This window comes from Curtobacterium sp. MCBD17_034, from assembly GCF_003234515.1.
Lineage (GTDB): Bacteria > Actinomycetota > Actinomycetes > Actinomycetales > Microbacteriaceae > Curtobacterium.
The window spans coordinates 59,308-77,202 of the sequence record NZ_QKTN01000007.1 but is presented as its reverse complement, the minus strand read 5'-3'; the positions used below and the strand labels follow the sequence as shown (position 1 = coordinate 77,202).

The 17,895-nt window shown below is 72.1% G+C and carries 14 protein-coding genes; 4 read left to right on the top strand and 10 right to left on the bottom strand.

Annotation, left to right across the window (positions count from 1 at the left end; genetic code table 11):
• Window positions 1-37 precede the first annotated feature (37 nt).
• From DEI92_RS12625 to glgB, 3 genes are all read left to right on the top strand, one after another.
• A complete protein-coding gene (locus tag DEI92_RS12625) occupies window positions 38-2,080 on the top strand; it encodes a glycogen-debranching protein (RefSeq protein WP_111013733.1) in 2,043 nt (680 codons plus the stop codon).
• A gap of 61 nt (window positions 2,081-2,141) precedes the next feature.
• Complete coding sequence (locus DEI92_RS12620) at window positions 2,142-4,133, top strand: maltotransferase domain-containing protein (protein WP_111013732.1); 1,992 nt, start codon at window positions 2,142-2,144, stop codon at window positions 4,131-4,133.
• Window positions 4,130-6,685 (top strand): 1,4-alpha-glucan branching protein GlgB, encoded by a 2,556-nt coding sequence (glgB, locus tag DEI92_RS12615; RefSeq protein WP_111013731.1) that lies wholly within the window; start codon window positions 4,130-4,132, stop codon window positions 6,683-6,685. Before DEI92_RS12620 ends, glgB begins: the two co-directional genes overlap by 4 nt.
• A 130-nt stretch (window positions 6,686-6,815) precedes the next feature.
• Here the strand turns inward: glgB and DEI92_RS12610 are convergent, their stop codons facing one another.
• Both DEI92_RS12610 and DEI92_RS12605 read right to left on the bottom strand, forming a co-directional pair.
• Complete coding sequence (locus DEI92_RS12610) at window positions 6,816-7,805, bottom strand: tetratricopeptide repeat protein (protein WP_111013730.1); 990 nt, start codon at window positions 7,803-7,805, stop codon at window positions 6,816-6,818.
• Window positions 7,802-9,559, bottom strand: coding sequence for a hypothetical protein (locus DEI92_RS12605; RefSeq protein ID WP_111013729.1), 1,758 nt, complete (start codon window positions 9,557-9,559; stop codon window positions 7,802-7,804). Before DEI92_RS12605 ends, DEI92_RS12610 begins: the two co-directional genes overlap by 4 nt.
• A 304-nt stretch (window positions 9,560-9,863) precedes the next feature.
• Between DEI92_RS12605 and DEI92_RS12600 the strand changes: the two genes are divergently transcribed.
• Complete coding sequence (locus tag DEI92_RS12600; protein ID WP_111013728.1) at window positions 9,864-11,714, top strand: DivIVA domain-containing protein; 1,851 nt, start codon at window positions 9,864-9,866, stop codon at window positions 11,712-11,714.
• A 53-nt stretch (window positions 11,715-11,767) separates the two neighbouring features.
• On the opposite strand, the gene DEI92_RS12595 is transcribed toward DEI92_RS12600, so the two are convergent.
• The 8 genes from DEI92_RS12595 to tsf all read right to left on the bottom strand — a co-directional run bounded on the left by DEI92_RS12595 (window position 11,768) and on the right by tsf (window position 17,815).
• On the bottom strand, window positions 11,768-12,523 hold the full coding sequence (locus DEI92_RS12595) for an alpha/beta hydrolase (RefSeq protein ID WP_111009271.1): 756 nt from the start codon (window positions 12,521-12,523) through the stop codon (window positions 11,768-11,770).
• On the bottom strand, window positions 12,520-12,816 hold the full coding sequence (locus DEI92_RS12590) for a hypothetical protein (RefSeq protein WP_181434894.1): 297 nt from the start codon (window positions 12,814-12,816) through the stop codon (window positions 12,520-12,522). The genes DEI92_RS12595 and DEI92_RS12590 overlap by 4 nt, the downstream gene beginning before the upstream one ends.
• Window positions 12,817-12,829: 13 nt before the next feature.
• Window positions 12,830-13,855, bottom strand: coding sequence for a lytic transglycosylase domain-containing protein (locus DEI92_RS16905; RefSeq protein ID WP_258370194.1), 1,026 nt, complete (start codon window positions 13,853-13,855; stop codon window positions 12,830-12,832).
• Between the two features lie 47 nt (window positions 13,856-13,902).
• Window positions 13,903-14,451 (bottom strand): DivIVA domain-containing protein, encoded by a 549-nt coding sequence (locus tag DEI92_RS12580; protein ID WP_111009272.1) that lies wholly within the window; start codon window positions 14,449-14,451, stop codon window positions 13,903-13,905.
• Window positions 14,452-14,512: 61 nt separating this feature from the next.
• On the bottom strand, window positions 14,513-15,523 hold the full coding sequence (locus DEI92_RS12575) for a phosphatidate cytidylyltransferase (protein ID WP_111013727.1): 1,011 nt from the start codon (window positions 15,521-15,523) through the stop codon (window positions 14,513-14,515).
• Window positions 15,523-16,077: a ribosome recycling factor gene (gene frr / locus DEI92_RS12570; RefSeq protein ID WP_111009274.1), complete on the bottom strand. Its 555-nt coding sequence runs from the start codon at window positions 16,075-16,077 to the stop codon at window positions 15,523-15,525. The genes DEI92_RS12575 and frr overlap by 1 nt, the downstream gene beginning before the upstream one ends.
• Window positions 16,078-16,165: 88 nt before the next feature.
• Entirely contained in the window at window positions 16,166-16,885 is a 720-nt protein-coding gene (gene pyrH / locus DEI92_RS12565; RefSeq protein WP_111009275.1) for a UMP kinase, read from the bottom strand.
• 102 nt (window positions 16,886-16,987) lie between these two features.
• On the bottom strand, window positions 16,988-17,815 hold the full coding sequence (gene tsf / locus DEI92_RS12560; protein ID WP_111009276.1) for a translation elongation factor Ts: 828 nt from the start codon (window positions 17,813-17,815) through the stop codon (window positions 16,988-16,990).
• Window positions 17,816-17,895 lie beyond the last annotated feature (80 nt).

Here is a 17,895-nt window from a genome sequence, read left to right as displayed (position 1 = left end):
CCACAGGGTACGCCGGTCGCTCGCTAGCCTTGATCGGGTGCAGACCGTCGACATCGTGCCCGAGCCGGGGCTCCGTCCCGACGCTGACGGCGCGTCGTTCGCCGTCCGTTCCGCCACCGCGACCGCAGTGACCCTCGTGGTCGACGCCTCCGCGACCCACGGTCCGATCCGCGTCCCCCTGCAGCGCGACGGCGACGTCTGGACCGGCCGCGCCGACGGCGCCCGTGTGGGCGACACCTACCACCTGCTCGCGGACGGACCACGGGGTGCGCGCGACGACTTCGACCCCCTCCGTCCGCTGCTCGACCCGTACGCGCGCGGGATCGAGCCGGCCGGCGACGGCTGGACCTCAGTCGTGGTGGACGAGGGCTTCGACTGGGGCGGCGTGCCGAAGCCGGGCACCTCCATCGACCGGACCGTCCTGTACGAGGCACACGTCCGCACCCTGACCGCCGGTAACCCGGCCCTGCCCGAACACCTGCGCGGCACCTACGCGGGACTGGCGCACGAGAGCACGATCGCCCACCTCCGGCGGCTCGGGGTGACCGCGGTCGAGCTCCTGCCCGTGCACGCCTTCCGCTCCGAGGAGTGGCTCCGGCGAGCCGGGCGCGAGAACGCCTGGGGGTACAACACGCTCGGGTTCCACGCCCCGCACGCGCCCTACGCCTCGGCGAGCGCCCGGGCGGCCGGGGCGACCGCGGTGCTGCGCGAGTTCAAGGGCATGGTCCGGCTCCTGCACGAAGCCGGCATCGAGGTCGTGCTCGACGTCGTCTACAACCACACGGCGGAAGAGGGCCTCGGCGGCCCGACGTCCGGACTGCGCGGGCTCGACGGGGCGACGGCGTACCGCTGGGCGGAGGAACCAGCGGCGGGCGCGGAGCGGTACTTCGACACCTCCGGATGCGGCAACACCCTGGACACCTCCCAGCCGGCGATCGCCGACCTCGTCGTCGACAGCCTGCGGTACTGGGCACGCGAGGTCCAGGTCGACGGGTTCCGGTTCGACCTCATGGCGGCCCTGGCACGGGACGCCCACCACCGGTTCGACCCGGCACACCCGCTCCTGCAACGCCTGCGCGACGACCCGCTCCTGCAGGACGTCAAGCTCATCGCCGAGCCCTGGGACGTGGGGCCGGACGGTTGGCGGACGGGTGCCTTCGGCCCGCGCATCGCCGAGTGGAACGACGGCTTCCGCGACACGGTCCGGCAGTTCTGGCTCACCGACATCGCCCGGGAGCGCCGCGACGGCAGCCCGATGACGGGCATCGGTGCCCTCGCGGGTGTGCTCGCCGGGTCCCGTCACGTCTTCGGCGCCGACCGTGGCCCCACGGCGGCGGTGAACTTCGTCACGGCGCACGACGGCTTCACGATGCGTGACCTCGTGTCGTACGACCACAAGCACAACGAGGCGAACGGCGAGGACAACCGCGACGGCACGGACGACAACCGCTCGTTCAACCACGGCGTGGAGGGGCCGACCGACGACCGCGGGGTCCGTGCCGCACGGCAACGGTCCCTCCGGAACCTCATGGGCACGCTGCTGCTGTCCGCGGGCGTGCCGATGATCACCGCCGGCGACGAACGAGGTCGGACCCAGCACGGCAACAACAACCCGTACGCGATCACGGACGCGTCGATGTGGGTCGACTGGAGCCCGGACCCGGACGTCGAGTGGATGGTCGAGCAGACCGCCGCCCTCGTGCGTCTCCGGGCGGCGCACCCGGCCCTCCGGCCGTCGCGCTTCGGCACCGGCGGCGCCGACACGCCCTCGGCGACCAGGATGACCTGGTACGCGACCGACGGCACCCCGATGACGGACGACCGATGGGACGAGCCGACGCACCGGGCGCTGCAGTACTTCGCCGAGTCGACGCCCGAGGACGAACCCGACGACCGCGTGCTCGTGATCGTCCACGGCAGTGGACGCACCCGCGACATGACCCTCCCGGCGCACGGCGACGTCGAGGCCTACCGCCTGGTCTGGTCGAGCGAGAAGCACCGCGACCACGAGCGGCACCGGTCCGTCGGCACGGTGTTCACCGCCTACGGGCCGGGCATCCACGTGTTCGAGATCGTCTGAGCGTCGCCCGCGCCAGGACCCGCGGCGGACCCGCCCGCGGTCCTCCGAGTACGGTCGAATCGTGGCCACTGCAGACCGACCCGTCATCGGGCGCATCCCCATCACCGCGATCGAACCCTCGACGCCGAACGGCTTCCCGAGCAAGGCGTTCGACTCCGAGGTCGTCACCTTCGCCGCGACCGTGTTCCGAGAGGGCCACGGCGTCATCGGAGCGGACCTCGTGCTCGAGCGCCCCGACGGCGCCGTCCGGGCGGTGCCGATGGCACTCGTCGGCGAGGGCACCGACCGCTACGCCGCGACCGTGCAGGTCGACTCGGTCGGTCTCTGGACCTGGCACGTCGAGTCCTACGCCGACGACTGGGCGACGTGGATCCACGCGGCACGGCTGAAGATCGCCGCGGGCGTCGACACCGAGGCGACCCTGCTGGACGGCGCGGTGCTGCTCGACCGACTCGCCGACGAGGCCGAGTCGACCGCAGCCGCCGACGCGGCCGCCGTCATGCGCGACACGGACCGCTCCCCCGCCGCACGCCTGGCCGCCGCCGACGACCCGCGCGTGACCGCCGCGCTCGTGGACGCACCGCTCACCTCGCTCCGCACGACCTCCGCGACGCAGGAGCTCGACGTCGAACGCACCCGCGCCGGCGTCGGGGCCTGGTACGAGTTCTTCCCGCGCAGCGAGGGCGCGCGCCGACAGGCCGACGGCACATGGCGGAGCGGGACGTTCCGCACGGCCGCGCGCCGCCTCCCGGGTGTGGCGCGCATGGGGTTCGACGTGATCTACCTCCCCCCGATCCACCCGATCGGCGTCACCGCACGCAAGGGGCCGAACAACACGCTGCACGCCGGCCCGGCGGACCCCGGCAGCCCCTGGGCGATCGGCAGCGCCGACGGCGGACACGACGCGATCCACCCCGACCTCGGCAACGAGGAGGACTTCCGCTCCTTCGTGGAGACAGCGAAGAACACGGGCATGGAGGTCGCGCTCGACTTCGCGCTCCAGTGCTCGCCGGACCACCCGTGGGTCACCGAGCACCCCGACTGGTTCACGCAGCGCGCCGACGGCTCGATCGCGACCGCGGAGAACCCGCCGAAGCGCTACCAGGACATCTACCCGATCCAGTTCGACACCGACCCCGAGGGCATCGTCACCGAGGTCCTCCGTGTCCTCCGACACTGGATCTCGTTCGGCGTCGGCATCTTCCGTGTCGACAACCCGCACACGAAGCCGCTGTGGTTCTGGGAGCGCGTGATCCGCGAGATCCGCACGGAGAACCCGGAGATCGTGTTCCTCGCCGAGGCGTTCACGCGTCCACCGATGATGCGCGCGCTCGCCGAGGCCGGGTTCACGCAGTCCTACACGTACTTCACCTGGCGGAACACCAAGGAGGAGATCGAGTCCTACCTGGACGAGCTCGCGCACGAGACGAGCGCCTACCTCCGGCCGAACCTGTTCGTGAACACCCCGGACATCCTCTCGGAGTACCTGCAGTTCGGCGGGCGCGCGGGCTACAAGGTGCGGGCCGCGCTCGCGGCGACGGGTGCCGCCACCTGGGGCATGTACGCCGGCTACGAGCTGTTCGAGGACGTCGCCCGGCCGGGCAGCGAGGAGAACATCGACAACGAGAAGTACGAGTACAAGCCCCGGGACTTCGGTGCCGCCGAGGCCGCCGGAGCATCGCTCGCGCCGTACGTGACGATGCTCAACCGCTTCCGGTCCGCCCACCCCGCGCTGCGTCAGCTCCGCAACCTGCACGTGCACCACACCGACAACGACGCGATCGTCGCCTACTCGAAGCACCTGCCCGGCACGTACACCCGGTCGGGCCGCTCGGACACCGTCATCGTCGTCGCGAACGTCGACCCGCACTCGGCCCGCGAGGCGACCGTGTTCCTCGACCTCGCCGCGCTCGGGCTCCCGACCGACGGGCTGTTCGACGTGCGCGACGTCGTCACCGGTGCCCGCTGGACCTGGGGCGCCGCCAACTACGTGCGCCTGGACGCCTTCCAGGAACCCGTGCACCTGCTCGTCGTGGAGGGACCACACCGATGACCGAGACCACCGAACCCACGCGCGAGCCCGACGAGGGCCGCCCCGCACGGCGTTCGACCTTCGTCCCGACGGCGTCGGCGCCCCGTGACGAACCGAACACGTCCGCGCCCGGCGAGGACCTGCCCGGCGCGCCCGCGACGGCCGCCGAGGCCCCGGACCGCTCCGTCGCAGAGGCCGACACGCTCGCCGGTCGCGGGGCGAGTGCCCCGGCCGCGACCGACGACACGGACCCCGCGGCCACGGCGACCGACGCACCCGTCCCCGCGGGCGCGACGACGCCGGGTGCGACCAGGACGGACACCGGGGTCGAGCCGACGGGCGCGAGCACGGCCTCCCGGCCGACCGACACCGATGTCGACACCGACGCCGCCGCACCGAGGACCGATGTCGCACCGGCCGCGGAGCCGGTCCCCGGCCCCGTCGAGGAGTGGCTCCTGCAGCAGGTCGCCGAGGGCCGATGGTCGCAGCCCCACGACGTCCTCGGCCCGCACCCGGTCGACGGCGGCACGAGTGTGCGCGTCGTGCGTCACCTCGCGAACGCCGTCACGCTCGTGCTCCCCGACGGCACGGCCGCGCCCCTGCACCACGAGGGGTTCGGGGTCTGGGCCGGTGCCCTGCCCGGCACCGTGACGAGCTACCGCGTCGAGGCCGAGTACGACGACGAGACGTGGACGAGCGACGACGCCTACCGCTTCGCCCCGACCCTCGGTGACGTCGACCTGCACCTGTTCGCCGAGGGCCGCCACGAGCAGCTCTGGCACCTCATGGGTGCGCACCTCCGGTCGATCGACGGCGTCGAGGGCGTCTCGTTCGCGGTGTGGGCGCCTCGTGCCACGGCGGTGCGGGTGATCGGTGACTTCGAGGGCTGGTCCGGTCGGACCACCTCGATGCGCAAGCTCGGCGGTCTGGGCGTGTGGGAGCTGTTCGTCCCCGGCGCGAAGGACGGCCAACGGTACAAGTTCCAGATCCTGACCGACGGCGGCTGGGTGGAGCGAGCCGACCCGTTCGCGCGCCGGACCGAGGTCCCGCCGCTCACCGCGAGCGTCATCACCCGCGCCACCCACGAGTGGAGCGACGGCGATCGCGCGTGGATGGAACGGCGGGCTCGGACGAGCACGCACGACCACCCGATGAGCGTCTACGAGGTCCACCTCGGGTCCTGGCGCCCCGGCCTGTCGTATCGCGAGGTCGCGGACGACCTCATCGGGCACGTGCAGCACCTCGGGTTCACGCACGTCGAGTTCCTGCCGCTCGCGGAGCACCCCTTCGGCGGTTCGTGGGGCTACCAGGTCACCGGCTACTACGCCCCGACCGCTCGGTTCGGCAGCCCCGACGACCTCCGCTACCTCATCGACCGTCTGCACGAAGCCGGCATCGGCGTCATCATGGACTGGGTGCCGGGACACTTCCCGAAGGACGAGTGGGCGCTCGCCAAGTTCGACGGCTACGCGCTGTTCGAGCACCCGGACCCCCGGCGCGGCGAGCAGCTCGACTGGGGCACGTACGTGTTCGACTTCGGTCAGCCGCAGGTCCGGAACTTCCTCGTCGCGAACGCCCTGTACTGGCTCGAGGAGTTCCACATCGACGGTCTCCGCGTCGACGCCGTCGCCTCGATCCTCTACCTCGACTACTCGCGCACGGAGTGGCTGCCGAACAAGTACGGCGGACGCGAGTACCTCGAGGCGATCTCGTTCCTGCAGGAGACGAACGCGACGGCCTACAAGCGCTACCCGGGCATCGTCATGATCGCCGAGGAGTCCACCTCGTGGCCCGGGGTCACCCGTCCCACGAGCGAGGGCGGCCTCGGGTTCGGGCAGAAGTGGAACATGGGCTGGATGCACGACTCGCTCGAGTACATCCACCGCGAGCCCGTGTACCGCTCGTACCACCACGACGAGATCACGTTCTCGTTCGTCTACGCGTTCAGCGAGCAGTTCACGCTGCCGATCAGCCACGACGAGGTCGTGTACGGCAAGGGCTCGCTGTACGGCAAGATGCCCGGCGACCAGTGGCAGCGCCTGGCGAACGTCCGCGCGTACCTGTCGTTCATGTGGGCCCACCCCGGCAAGCAGCTGCTGTTCATGGGGCAGGAGTTCGCGCAGCCGAGCGAGTGGAACGAGGCTGGCGGACTCGACTGGTGGCTCCTCGACGACCCGGGACACCGCGGCGTGCAGGACCTCGTGGCCGAGCTGAACCGCGTGTACGTCGCGAGCCCGGCACTGTGGACCCACGACGACTCCCCGGAGGGGTTCGAGTGGCTCGAGGGTGGCGATGCCGAACACTCGACCATCGGTTTCATCCGGAAGGCCGGAGACGAGCGGATCGCCGTGTTCACGAACTTCTCGGGCGTCCCGGTCGAGCGTCGGTTCGGGCTGCCCGAGGCGGGCGTCTGGCGCGAGGTCCTCAACACCGACGCCACCGCGTTCGGCGGCTCCGGGGTGGGCAACATGGGCGCCGTCACCGCCGAGGACCAGCCCTGGGCCGGTCGTCCGGCGTCGGCTGACCTCGTGGTCCCGCCGCTCGGGTCGGTCTGGCTCCGGCTGGAGCGGTGAGCGATCGCCGCGCCGCACGCGCGCGGTGACGAACGGAACGGCCGGGAGGCGCGCCTCCCGGCCGTTCCGTTCGTCCTGCGTCCGCTGGGCGCGCGCCACGAGCCGGCGGTGCCGGCCGGGCGCGCCGGGCTCAGTAGAGCAGGGTCGCGAGCCGACGGCGTGCCGCCACGACCCGTGGGTCGTCGGCACCGACGAGCTCGAAGTACTCCACGAGCCGCGCGCGGACGGCCTCGCGCTCCGCGCCGTGCACGGTCGGGAACACGTCGAGGAGGCGCCCGAAGGCGTCCTCGACGTGCCCGCCGCTGATGTCGAGGTCGGCGACGCCGAGCTGGGCAGCCGGATCCGTCGGTGCTGCGGCCGCCGCGGCGCGGAGCTCGTCGGCGGTCGCGCCCTGCAGCCGGTCGAGGAGCGACACCTGCGCCAGCCCCGCCACGGCCATGCGGTCGTGCGGGTCCTGCGCGATCGCGGTGCGGTACTCGGCGATCGCCGTCGTGTAGTCACCCTGCTCGATCGCGTCGTACGCGGCCTGGTGGTGCGGCGGCAGCGGCTCCGGTTCGGGCTCGGCGGCGGCGTCGGGGGCGCCGTCGGCCACCTGCACGCGTCCGGCGATCCCGTTCTGCGCGGCGGCCTGGAGCACCTGCTCGATGACGTCACGGACCTCGGCCTCGGGCAGGGCGCCGACGAACAGCCCGAGCGGACGACCACCGATCACGGCGGCGACCGTCGGGATCGACTGTGCCTGGAACGCCTGCGTGAGCTGGGGGTTCGCGTCGACGTCGACCTTGGCGAGGACGATGCGCCCGTCGTACTCCTGCGCGAGGCGCTCGAGCACCGGTGACAGCTGCTTGCACGGCCCGCACCACTCGGCCCAGAGGTCGACGATCACGGGGACCTGCATGGACAGCTCGATGACGTCCTGGAACGTCTGGTCCGTCACGTCGACGACCAGCGAGGGCACCACGAGGGCGTCCGAGACCCCGGCGGCTGCGCCTCCGGGCCCGCCGGGGGCGGCAGCAGCCGCGGACGCCGGAGCCGGCGGCGATGCAGTGCCGCGGTTCACGAGGGACGACAGGTCGACCGCGCCACGGAGACCGGCGGGGGTCGGGGGGATGTTGCTCATTGCACCTCACTCGCTGCGATCAGGCCCTGCGTGAACCCGAGCAGTTCTATCTTGGCCTTGGATCCGACCGGCGGCACCGAGAACAGCACCTGCACGCCGTAGGTCGCGCTGATCCCCTTCGTGCTCGACCCGACCTTCGAGAGCGCCTTCACCGCTCCCTCCGTGTTCAGCGTCGCGCCCGACTGGGTCGGGGTCACCTTCTCGATCTCGTCGAGGCTCGTGGAGACGAGCGCGCCGGCGCCGTTCGTCGCGAGCGCGATGCTCGAGTCGGCCGACGGGACCTCGGACGAGTACGCGATCTTCGCGGTCGAGGACAGGCTCTTCGCCTTCTGGTCCTTGTAGGACTTGCCGATCTTCTGGCGGAGCTCGTCGCCCTCGGACGAGAAGACGTCGGCGTACTCGCTCGCCGTGTCGTTCGCGAGGATGTCCGCGTAGGCGGAGGCCACCTGGCCGGGCGGCACGGTCAGCAGCTTGACGTCCGGCGAGAGCTGCGCGGCACCGGTGGTGACGGGCGCGACCGACGGGAGCTTCGCGTCCGCCTCGAGCGAGACGTCGTACTCGACCTTGTACTGCGCCCGCGGCGACGCCTGCACGAGCGTCAGGGCCTGCGGAGCGACGTCCTTCTGCTGCTGCGATCCCGTCAGCACGACGAACACCGAACGCGGCCAGGTGTCGGTCTGCTGCGGCAGGGCGACCGAGATGCCCGACGACGGGATCGTCGGCGGGGCGTCGACGTCGGTGTCGCTCCCCCGGATCGTGTAGTTCGCCTTGCGCAGGTCGAGCGCGGGCCCGGTGAAGCGCTCCGCGGCCGTGGTGGCGTTCCGCGAGCTGTCCGCCTGCGCCGCGACCGCGGCGACGCGCGCGACGATGCGGCGGATCTGCGGGAGCGTCGCCGCCGTGGGCTCGGCGGCCGCGGCCGGGCCCGCCGTCGCGGTGATGGTCGGCGTCGGCGTCGGCGTACCGGAGGTCCCGTGCGGCCAGTACTCCGACGAACAGCCCGCGAGGGCGAGTGTCGTCAGCGCGACGACCGGCACGACCGCGACCATGCGGCGGCCACGGCGTGGACGCGGCGGGACCTGCGCGCCCGCGGCGACCGCGCGACGGCGCGAGACCCGTGCGCGCGGCGGCCGGGTGCCCCCGCTGCGCCGGCGGGGTCCGCGCAGCCGCCGCTGGTGGATGATGGCCCAGATGTAGAGCGCGATGCCGAGCGCGACGAAGAACCCGCCCGCCGTCATCAGAGGGCCGACGAGTGGTGTGGCGGTGTCCCGCGGCCAGGTGACCGAGAGGTGCGCGGGGGCCGGGTCCGACCCGTTCGACACGATGACGAGCGCGGTGTCCGCCGGCAGGTCGACGGTGAAGTCGAGGGTGTGCCCCTCGTACTCGCCGTACCAGAGGTCACTGCCCTTCGGCGACGGGACGTGTCGCTGCGTGCCCGAGACGCTGTCCCGGAGCGATGTGGTCTCGGCGTCGTAGCGGATGGTGTTGTGCCGGGCCTTCCCGACCCAGGCCATCACGTCGGCGGTGCGCCCGTAGGCCGCGAACGCGGTGCCCGAGGCCCCGGAGACGCGGACGTGCTGGTGGCCGGCGTTCGCGACGAGCGTCCGACCCGGGATCACCGTCACCGGAGCGTCGCCCGTCGTGGTCGTCGACGCCACGGTCGAGGAGGGCGGCGCGAACACCGTCCGCTGCCCGACCCCGAGGCCGACGAGCACGACGCCGATGACGAAGCTGATGATCGCCAGGACGAAACGCACGTGTACTCTCCCTCCGCGCCGGGGTGGGTTGCGGCGCGACGCCCCCACGACGTCGGACGCGGGGTCCCGCTTCGGATGGCGGGCGCCACGCTCCCGGCGGCCGCGCCGGAGCACGCCGCACGGGCGCGCGGAACGACGGTCCAGGATAGCCAACGAGCCTGGGAGGCGCATCTTCCCGGCGGCCGGTGTGGACCGGCGGACGATGCCGGCATGACCGTCCTGCGCTCCCGCCGTGCTCGCCGGACCCACCACTACAATCGACCCCGGGCGGAGCCGCCTCGACGAGTGACATCAGGAGCGACACGTGGCGTACGACGAAGCAGAGTTCGGTTCGGAGCTCCGGGGCTACCGGCGGGACGACGTCGATCGCGCACTCGGTGAGCTGCGCCGTGAGCTCATCAAGTCGAACAACGACCGTGCCGAGGCCGCCAAGGAGATCCGCCTGCTGCAGGCCCGGGTCGACGACCTGCAGTCCGAGCTCGACGAGGCCGGCACGCCGACGTACAGCGGGCTCGGCACCCGGCTCGAGAACACCCTGCGCGTCGCCGAGGAACAGGCGACCCGCCTCATCAGCCAGGCCGACATCGACGCCGAACGGCTCCGTGCGACGAGCAGGACGGAAGCCGCCCGCCTCGTCGCGGACGCCCAGCGCGAGGCGACCGACACCCTCGAGGACGCCCGGGCCCGCGCGACGAGCGACGTGGCCCGAGCACGCGCCGAGGCCGCGGACACGATCGAACGCGCCCGGTCCGAGGCCGGATTGCTGCTCCAGGACGCCCGGAACGAGGCCTCGGCCACGCGCGGCGCCGCGGTCACCGAAGCCGCCGAGACCCGCTCCGTCGCCGTCCGCGAGACCGCTGCGCTCCGTGCGCAGGTCGAGCGCGAGGTCGCCGAACTGCGCGAGGTCGCCCAGCGCGAGGCCGCAGCGGCGCGCGAGGCCGCGGCGGCGCTCGACCGCGAGACCGAACACCGCCGTGGTGTGTTCGAGGCCGAGCACGAGCGACGCACCGCCGAGCTCGACCGCGCGATGCGCGAGGGCCACGAGACACTCGACCACGAACTGCGGAGCGGCCGCGAGTCCTGGGCCAGGGAGCTCCAGGCAGGTCGCGACGCCCTGGCGCTCGAGCTCGAGACCGGACGCGCGCAGCTCGAGGACGAGGTCGCCAGGCGGCTCGAGGCCGTCGACGCGGAACTCGCCAGGCGCCGTGACGACACCGAGGCCGGGCTGGCCGCCGAGCGTGCGGCGTGGGAGCACGAGGCCGTCCGCGCTCGGACGGACCTCGAGCAGGAGCTCAGCGCGGCCCGTGCCCGGTCGGACCAGGAACTGGCCGCGGCGCGCAGCGACCTCGACCACGAGATCGAGTCGGCGCGTGCCGCGATCGCGGTCGACACCGAGCAGACGCGCCTCGAGAACGAGCGCCTGGTGGAGGAGACCGCCGAGCGGATCGCGCGCGAGACCGCCGACCACCAGACCCGGATCGCGCGGGAGCGGGCCGCTGCGGAGGACGCCGCGGAGCGGGCCGCTGCGGCACACGAGCACGAACTCGCCGAGCGCTCGGCACGGGAGCACGCCGCGCTCGACACCGAGATCGCCGAGCGGCGCACCGCCGAGATCGGCGCACTGCTCGCCGAGCGGGACGCACTCCGCGAGCAGATCGACGTCGCCCGGGCCGACCTGGACCGTGAGGTCGACGAGATGCGCGCCGCCCTCGCCCGCGAGCGCGAGGACGCCCGCGCCGCCCTCGAGTCCGAGCTCGCCGGTCGCCGCGACGAAGCCGAGCAGGACTACCTGCAGAAGCACCAGGACACCGTCGCGGAGACCCAGAAGTACCTCGACGAGGCGAACCTGCAGCTCGCCGAGGCCGTCCGACGCGCCCACGACGCCCGAGCGGAGGCCGACCGGCTCGACCGCGAGTCGCAGGACGCCGCTCGCGCGCGCGAGGACCGCGCGGCCGAGCGTGCGGACGAGACCCTCCGCGACGCCCAGGAGCGCGCGCGCGCGCTCGTCGCCGAGGCCGAGGAGCGGACCGCTCGCCTGGTCGCCGACGCGGAGGACCGCCTCGCCGCCATCCGCATGGAGCGCGAGGCGGTGGCCGGGTACCTCGAGAACCTCCGGGGAGCGCTGACGCACGCGGTCGAGGTCCAGCGGGACTGAGCACGAGCCACGGCAGCGCCGCGCCGGCTCCCTCCGACGGCGGGGCGTCCGCCTCAGTCCGCGACCGGCCAGGTGGTCGGCAGCGGCGCGGATCCCGGCACGACCAGGTCGGCGATGGCGTCGAGCACGACCCGGACGGCCCGCTCCCCCACCCAGAGGTGCTTTGCTCCGGCGACGGGGACGACGCGGACGGCCGGCGCGATCGCGAAGCGACGGGCGGCCTCGTCGGGGCGCAAGAAGTCGTCGTGTTCCGGCACGAACGCGACGACGGGGACCTCGAGGTCTCGCCAGCGCGCCAGGACGTCGTCGGTCGTGCGGTGGAGGGGCGGCGACAACAACACCACGCCCGCGACCGCACCGGACCGGACGTGTTCGATGCCGTGCTGCAGGACGACCTCGGTCCCGAAGGACCACCCGACGAGCCACGGCGCCGGGAGCCCGCGGTCACGGACCTCGGCCACGGCCGCACGGAGGTCGAACCCCTCGGTGACGCCGTCCCCGAAGGCACCCTCGGACGTCCCCCGCGGCGACGACACCGAGCGGAAGTTGAAGCGGAGCACCGCGATGGCGGCGAGGGCCGGGAGGCGCGCGGCGGCTTTCCGGAACACGTGGGAGTCCATGAACCCGCCCGCCGTCGGCAGGGGGTGCAGCGTCACGATCGTCCCGGCGGCGGGCCGTCCCTCCGGCTCGGCCAGTTCGCCGACGAGCACGAGGTGGTCGTCGGTGACGAGATCGACCTCCGTGCGCAGCGCGGGCAGCACGACGTCGCTCCGGATCTCGGTGACGCGGTCGTCCGGGGCCGTACTCACGCGATCCTCCAGCAGTGGACGTGCCAGTGCCGACGACTGGCGAGGTCGGCGGCGTCACCGAGGACACCGTCCTGCCGCCACACCACGAGGTGTGCGACACCGGGCTCGATCGTCCCCCCGCACCCCGGACACACGTATGCCTTCTGTGCGGAGGACGCACTGATCGGTTGCACCGTGAACGTCCTGCCGCGCCGCGACTCGGTGCGCGCCCAACCGGTCAGGAGGCGGTCGAGACCGGACTCCTCATCGGGATCCGCGCGCCCGCGTCGCCGGGGCCGGTTGCTCCGCGGCACGGCCGGGCGCCGATCAATACCAGTTGAAGGCGTTGCTGTGCGCCCAGGCCGCGCACGGCGTCCCGTACGAGCCCTGGATGTACCCGAGCCCCCACGCGATCTGCGTCGCCGGGTTGGTCTGCCAGTCGGCCCCGACGCTCGCCATCTTGCTGCCCGGCAGCGCCTGCGGGATGCCGTACGCACCCGAGGGGTTGTACGCGTAGACGTTCCAGCTGGACTCACGGGTCCAGAGCGACACGAGGCAGTTGTACTGGTCCGTGCCCCAGCCCTTGGCGGTGACCTGCGTCAGCGCGATCGCCTTGGCGCTGCCCGGGTCCGGCGTACCCGCGGCAGGTGCGGCGTCGCTCGCGGTCGACGCGGCGCTCGAAGCGGTCGAAGTCGACGCTGCTGCGGCGGTCGTCGTCGTGGTCGTCGTCGGCGCGGTCACCTTCGGCGCCACGACCACGGGCTTCGTCACCTGGTAACCGTCGCGCGTGACGACGACGTTCTGGTACGTGCCGTGCGCCGTGAACTGCTGCGCGGGCGCCGAGGGCAGCGTCGGCGCGAGGACCGCCGCGGACGCGTACGAACCGGACAGTGGATTGACCAGTGAGCCGCCGACGAACCCGAACACCGCGAAGAACGACAGCGCGGGGATGGTCGCGCGACGACGGAGGAACGCGGTCAGGCCGACGGCACGCTCCGGACGCTTCGGCGGAGCCACCGGAGCGCGCCGCACCCGGACGACGCGGGCGGCGACGTCACGCTGCGCGGTCAGGGCCGACTCGGCGGCGGTCGTCGCGTGCAGCGCCGCCTCGCCCCGAGCGATGGGTGCCGAGACGCGGTTGTCGGCGACCGAGACCGGCGTCGGCAGCGCGGGAGTGGCCTCCCGGGCCGCCACGCGACGGGCCGCGGGCCGCTCGGCGCGAGGCCGCCCGAGGGCTGCCCGACGTTCGCCGATGACGGAGCTGGACCTGCCCTGGTCGACGGTGTCCTGCTGGAAGGACTCGTTCTGACGGGGGGTCCGGACGGATCGTGGTTCTGCGGTGTGCCTGCCCATGAGTCCGTCCAGGGTAACGGATGGATCACGGAATGCGAAGCACTGACTCACCGAACGGCGAGCATGACCTCCACCACGGCGTCGAGCACCGCGTCGACCTGGCCCTCGCGGTACCCACCGTGCTTGGGCCGGAACACCACCGATCGCACCTCGGTGAGGCTCAGGGGCTTGCCGTCGTGGAAGTACCCGCGCAGTCGGGCGGCGAAGGTGTCCACGTCCTTCGGGTGGTAGCCGACCGTCAGGAAGCCGACCCGTTGGAACCGCTGGCCGTCCGGGCGGTCGAGGCGCGCCACCACGTCGGACGCCTTGGCGCGGGCCTCGGCGTACCACGCCTTCTGTCCGTGACGGCTCAGCTCCGCCTCGCGCTCCCGAGCCGCGAAGGCGTCCTCGAGCCGCTCGAGCGCCGCGTCGACGTGCTGCGTCGAGTACCCGCCCTTGCGCATGCTGAAGGCGGTCGCGCGGATCTTGTCCGAGGCGACGTGGCCGTCGGCGCCGTCGTCCGTGTAGGCCCGCCGCGCGTCCTCGAGGAACCGGTCGACCTCGTCGACGTCGTAGCCGAGGGTCGAACGGTCCACGGTCGGGAATGTCGAAGCCACGGCGACATCATGCCATCACCGCCCATGCGAGCAGCACCGCGCCGTCGGCTCGGCTCGCGCCTCAGTGCACCACGAGGTACAGGACGTACGCGACCGCCGCCGACGGGAGCACGCTGTCGATGCGGTCGAGCAGGCCACCGTGCCCCGGCAGGAACGTCGAGATGTCCTTGATGCCGAGGTCGCGCTTGATCATCGACTCGGTGAGGTCCCCGATGGTCGCCGAGGCCGTGATCGCGACACCGAGGACGACGCCGAACCACCAGGGCTCGTCGAGGAGCAGCACGGACACGATCACGCCCGCGATCATGCTGGCCAGCAACGACCCGCCGAAGCCCTCCCACGTCTTCTTCGGACTGATCCTCGGCGCCATCGGGTGCTTGCCGAACGACAGACCACTCGCGTAGGCGCCCGTGTCGACGGACACCACGACGATGAGGAACGCCATGGTCCACCACTGGCCGTGTGGCAGCGCGGTGAGGAGCACCGCACATCCGGCGAGCAGTGCGACGTACACCTGGACGAACAGACCCGCCATGAGGTCGAGGACCACACTGCTCGCCGCCAGGCGCGGTCGGGTGGCAGCGAGCTCGACCAGGCGCCACACCGTGATGAGCACGATCCCGGCGATGAGTTCGAGGAGCGCGGCGCGCGGCCCCCCGAAGAAGGCGATCGGGGCGATGGCGACGCCGGCGAGGACACTCGGGATCCGGGGGACGTCACGGCCACCGGCGCGCATGGCCGTCGCGAGCTCGTAGACCGCGACACCGACCAGGAACGCGCCGACGAGGATGAACAGCGCCTTCCAGATGACGAGGCTGCCGACCATCACCAGGCCGAACACGACTCCGATGCCGATCGCCGCGGGCAGGTTGCGTCCGGTGCGCGCGGTCAGCTGTTCGTTCCGGGCCTCGATCTCAGCACGGCGCTGCCGCAGCTGCGTCTCGAAGTCGGTCCGCGCCGACCGTGCGCGCGCGTCGAGGTCGGCGCGGAGCCGCCGCGCGGTGGAAGTGGGCCGGGTCGCGCGATCGTGTTCGCCCGACTCGGGGCGGGGGTCCCCCTGCGACTGCTCCATCAGACCTCGAGGAGTTCCGCTTCCTTCTTCTTGAGCGCGTCGTCGATCTGGTCGACGTAGCGCTTCGTGAGGGCCTCGAGCTCCTTGTCGGCGCGCGAGATCTCGTCGTCCGAGATCTCGCCCTTCAGCGCGTCGAGGTCGTCCTTCGCGCGACGGCGGATGTTCCGGATGACCACCTTGTGGTCCTCGCCCTTGCCCCGGACGATCTTGACGAACTCCTTGCGGCGGTCCTGCGTCAGCTCCGGGATCGTGACCCGGACGATCTCGCCGTCATTCGACGGGCTCGCGCCGAGGTTCGGGAACGTCGCGATCGCGCGCTCGATCTCCTTGAGCGCGGTCTTGTCGTACGGCGTGACGATGAGGGTGCGCGCCTCGGGCGTCTGCAACGACGCGAGCTGCGCGAGCGGCGTCGGCGAACCGTAGTAGTCGACCGGGATCTTCTGGAACAACGCCGCGTTGATGCGGCCGGTGCGGACGGTCGAGAAGTCGTCCTTGGCCACCTCGACGGCGCGCGTCATCTTCTCGGTCGCCTCGGTCAGGACATCACTGATCACGGTCGTTCTCCTTCGGTACGCGTCGAGTCTAGTCGCGCGGGGTCCGTCGACCGTCCGGGAGGCCCCGCGCGCCTCGACCTCGCAGGGCTCAGTTGCTGACGACGGTCCCGATGCGTGCGCCGCGGATGGCGGCGGCGACGTTGCCCTCGCCCTCCATCCCGAACACGTGCATGGGCATACCGTTGTCCATGCAGAGACTGAAGGCGGTGGCGTCCACGACCTTGAGCCCGCGGACGAGGGCGTCCTGGTAGGTGACCCGCTCGAGCTTCTCGGCCGACGGGTCCTTCTTCGGGTCCGCCGAGTACACCCCGTCGACGCCGTTCTTCGCGACGAGGACCTCGTTCGCGCCGATCTCGAGCGCACGCTGCGCGGCCACGGTGTCCGTCGAGAAGTACGGCAGCCCCGCACCGGCGCCGAAGATGACGACACGGCCCTTCTCGAGGTGCCGCTCCGCCCGGCGCGGGATGTAGGGCTCGGCCACCTGCGTCATCGCGATCGCCGACTGGACCCGCGTCGCGGCACCCGCCTGCTCGAGGAAGTCCTGGAGCGCCAGCGCGTTCATGACGGTGCCGAGCATGCCCATGTAGTCGGCGCGGCCGCGGTCCATGCCGCTCTGGCTGAGCTCGGCGCCGCGGAAGAAGTTCCCGCCGCCGACGACCACGGCGATCTCGACGTCGCGTGCTGCTTCGGCGATCTCGCCCGCCAGGCGGCTCACGACCGCGGGGCTCACACCGAGGGATCCGGCGCCGAACGCCTCTCCCGAGAGCTTCAGGAGGACGCGCCTGCGGCCGGTCTTCTCGTCGGTCATCGTTCGGTTCGCCCTTTCGTCGTCGTGCTGGAGGGAATCTATCGGAAGCGGACATGACGACGGGGTCCGGAACGTGTCGTTCCGGACCCCGTCGGTGGTGGGTTACGCGCCGACCTTGACGCGGGCGAAGCCCTCGATGGTCAGACCGGCGTCCTGCGCGACCTTGGCCACGGAGACCTTCGAGTCCTTCGCGTAGCCCTGCTCGAGCAGCACGATCTCCTTGAAGAAGCCGTTCAGGCGGCCCTCGATGATCTTCGGGAGCGCGGCCTCCGGCTTGCCCTCGGCGCGCGTGGTCTCCTCGACGATCCCGCGCTCCTTCTCGACGGCCTCGGTCGGGACGTCCTCGCGCGTCAGGTACTTCGGGTCGGCGAACGCGATGTGCTGCGCGATCGACCGAGCCGTTTCGGCGTCGTCACCCGAGTAGGCGACGACGACGCCGACCTGCGGGGGCAGGTCCTGGCTGGTCTTGTGCAGGTAGATCGCGAAGTTCGTGCCGTCGACACGGGCGACCGTGCGGAGCTCGACCTTCTCGCCCATGAGCGCGGCGTTGTCGTTGATGTAGTCGCTGACCGTCTGGCCGTTGACCGTCGCCGCGTTGCCGGCCTCGACCGTGTCGGCACCGGCCTCGGCGACCGCGCCGAGGACCTCGGACGCGAGCGCGATGAAGCGGTCGTTCTTCGCGACGAAGTCGGTCTCGCTCGCGAGCTCGATGATCGTGGCGGCACCGGTGGTCTCGGTGGCGGCGACGAGGCCCGCGGTGGTCGCACGGCCTTCGCGCTTCGCGACACCCTTGAGGCCCTTGACCCGGAGGATCTCGATGGCCTTCTCGATGTCGCCGTCGGCCTCGACGAGCGCGTTCTTGCTGTCGAGCATGCCCGCGCCGAGGCGGTCACGCAGGGTCTTCACGTCAGCTGCGGTGAAGTTCGCCATGGTGGACGTCCTTTCTGGACTCGCGTGTGGTGATGAACGGGGAGGCGCCGGACGGCGCCTCCCCGGTGTGTCCTGTGCGG

Excerpts from the sequence above, each read along its gene's own strand:
- pyrH (WP_111009275.1), bottom strand. The coding sequence starts at position 16,885 with ATGACCGACGAGAAGACCGGCCGCAGGCGCGTCCTCCTGAAGCTCTCG.
- DEI92_RS12610 (WP_111013730.1), bottom strand. The coding sequence starts at position 7,805 with ATGAGCAACATCCCCCCGACCCCCGCCGGTCTCCGTGGCGCGGTCGAC.
- DEI92_RS16905 (WP_258370194.1), bottom strand. The coding sequence starts at position 13,855 with ATGGGCAGGCACACCGCAGAACCACGATCCGTCCGGACCCCCCGTCAG.
- tsf (WP_111009276.1), bottom strand. The coding sequence starts at position 17,815 with ATGGCGAACTTCACCGCAGCTGACGTGAAGACCCTGCGTGACCGCCTC.
- glgB (WP_111013731.1), top strand. The coding sequence starts at position 4,130 with ATGACCGAGACCACCGAACCCACGCGCGAGCCCGACGAGGGCCGCCCC.
- DEI92_RS12575 (WP_111013727.1), bottom strand. The coding sequence starts at position 15,523 with ATGGAGCAGTCGCAGGGGGACCCCCGCCCCGAGTCGGGCGAACACGAT.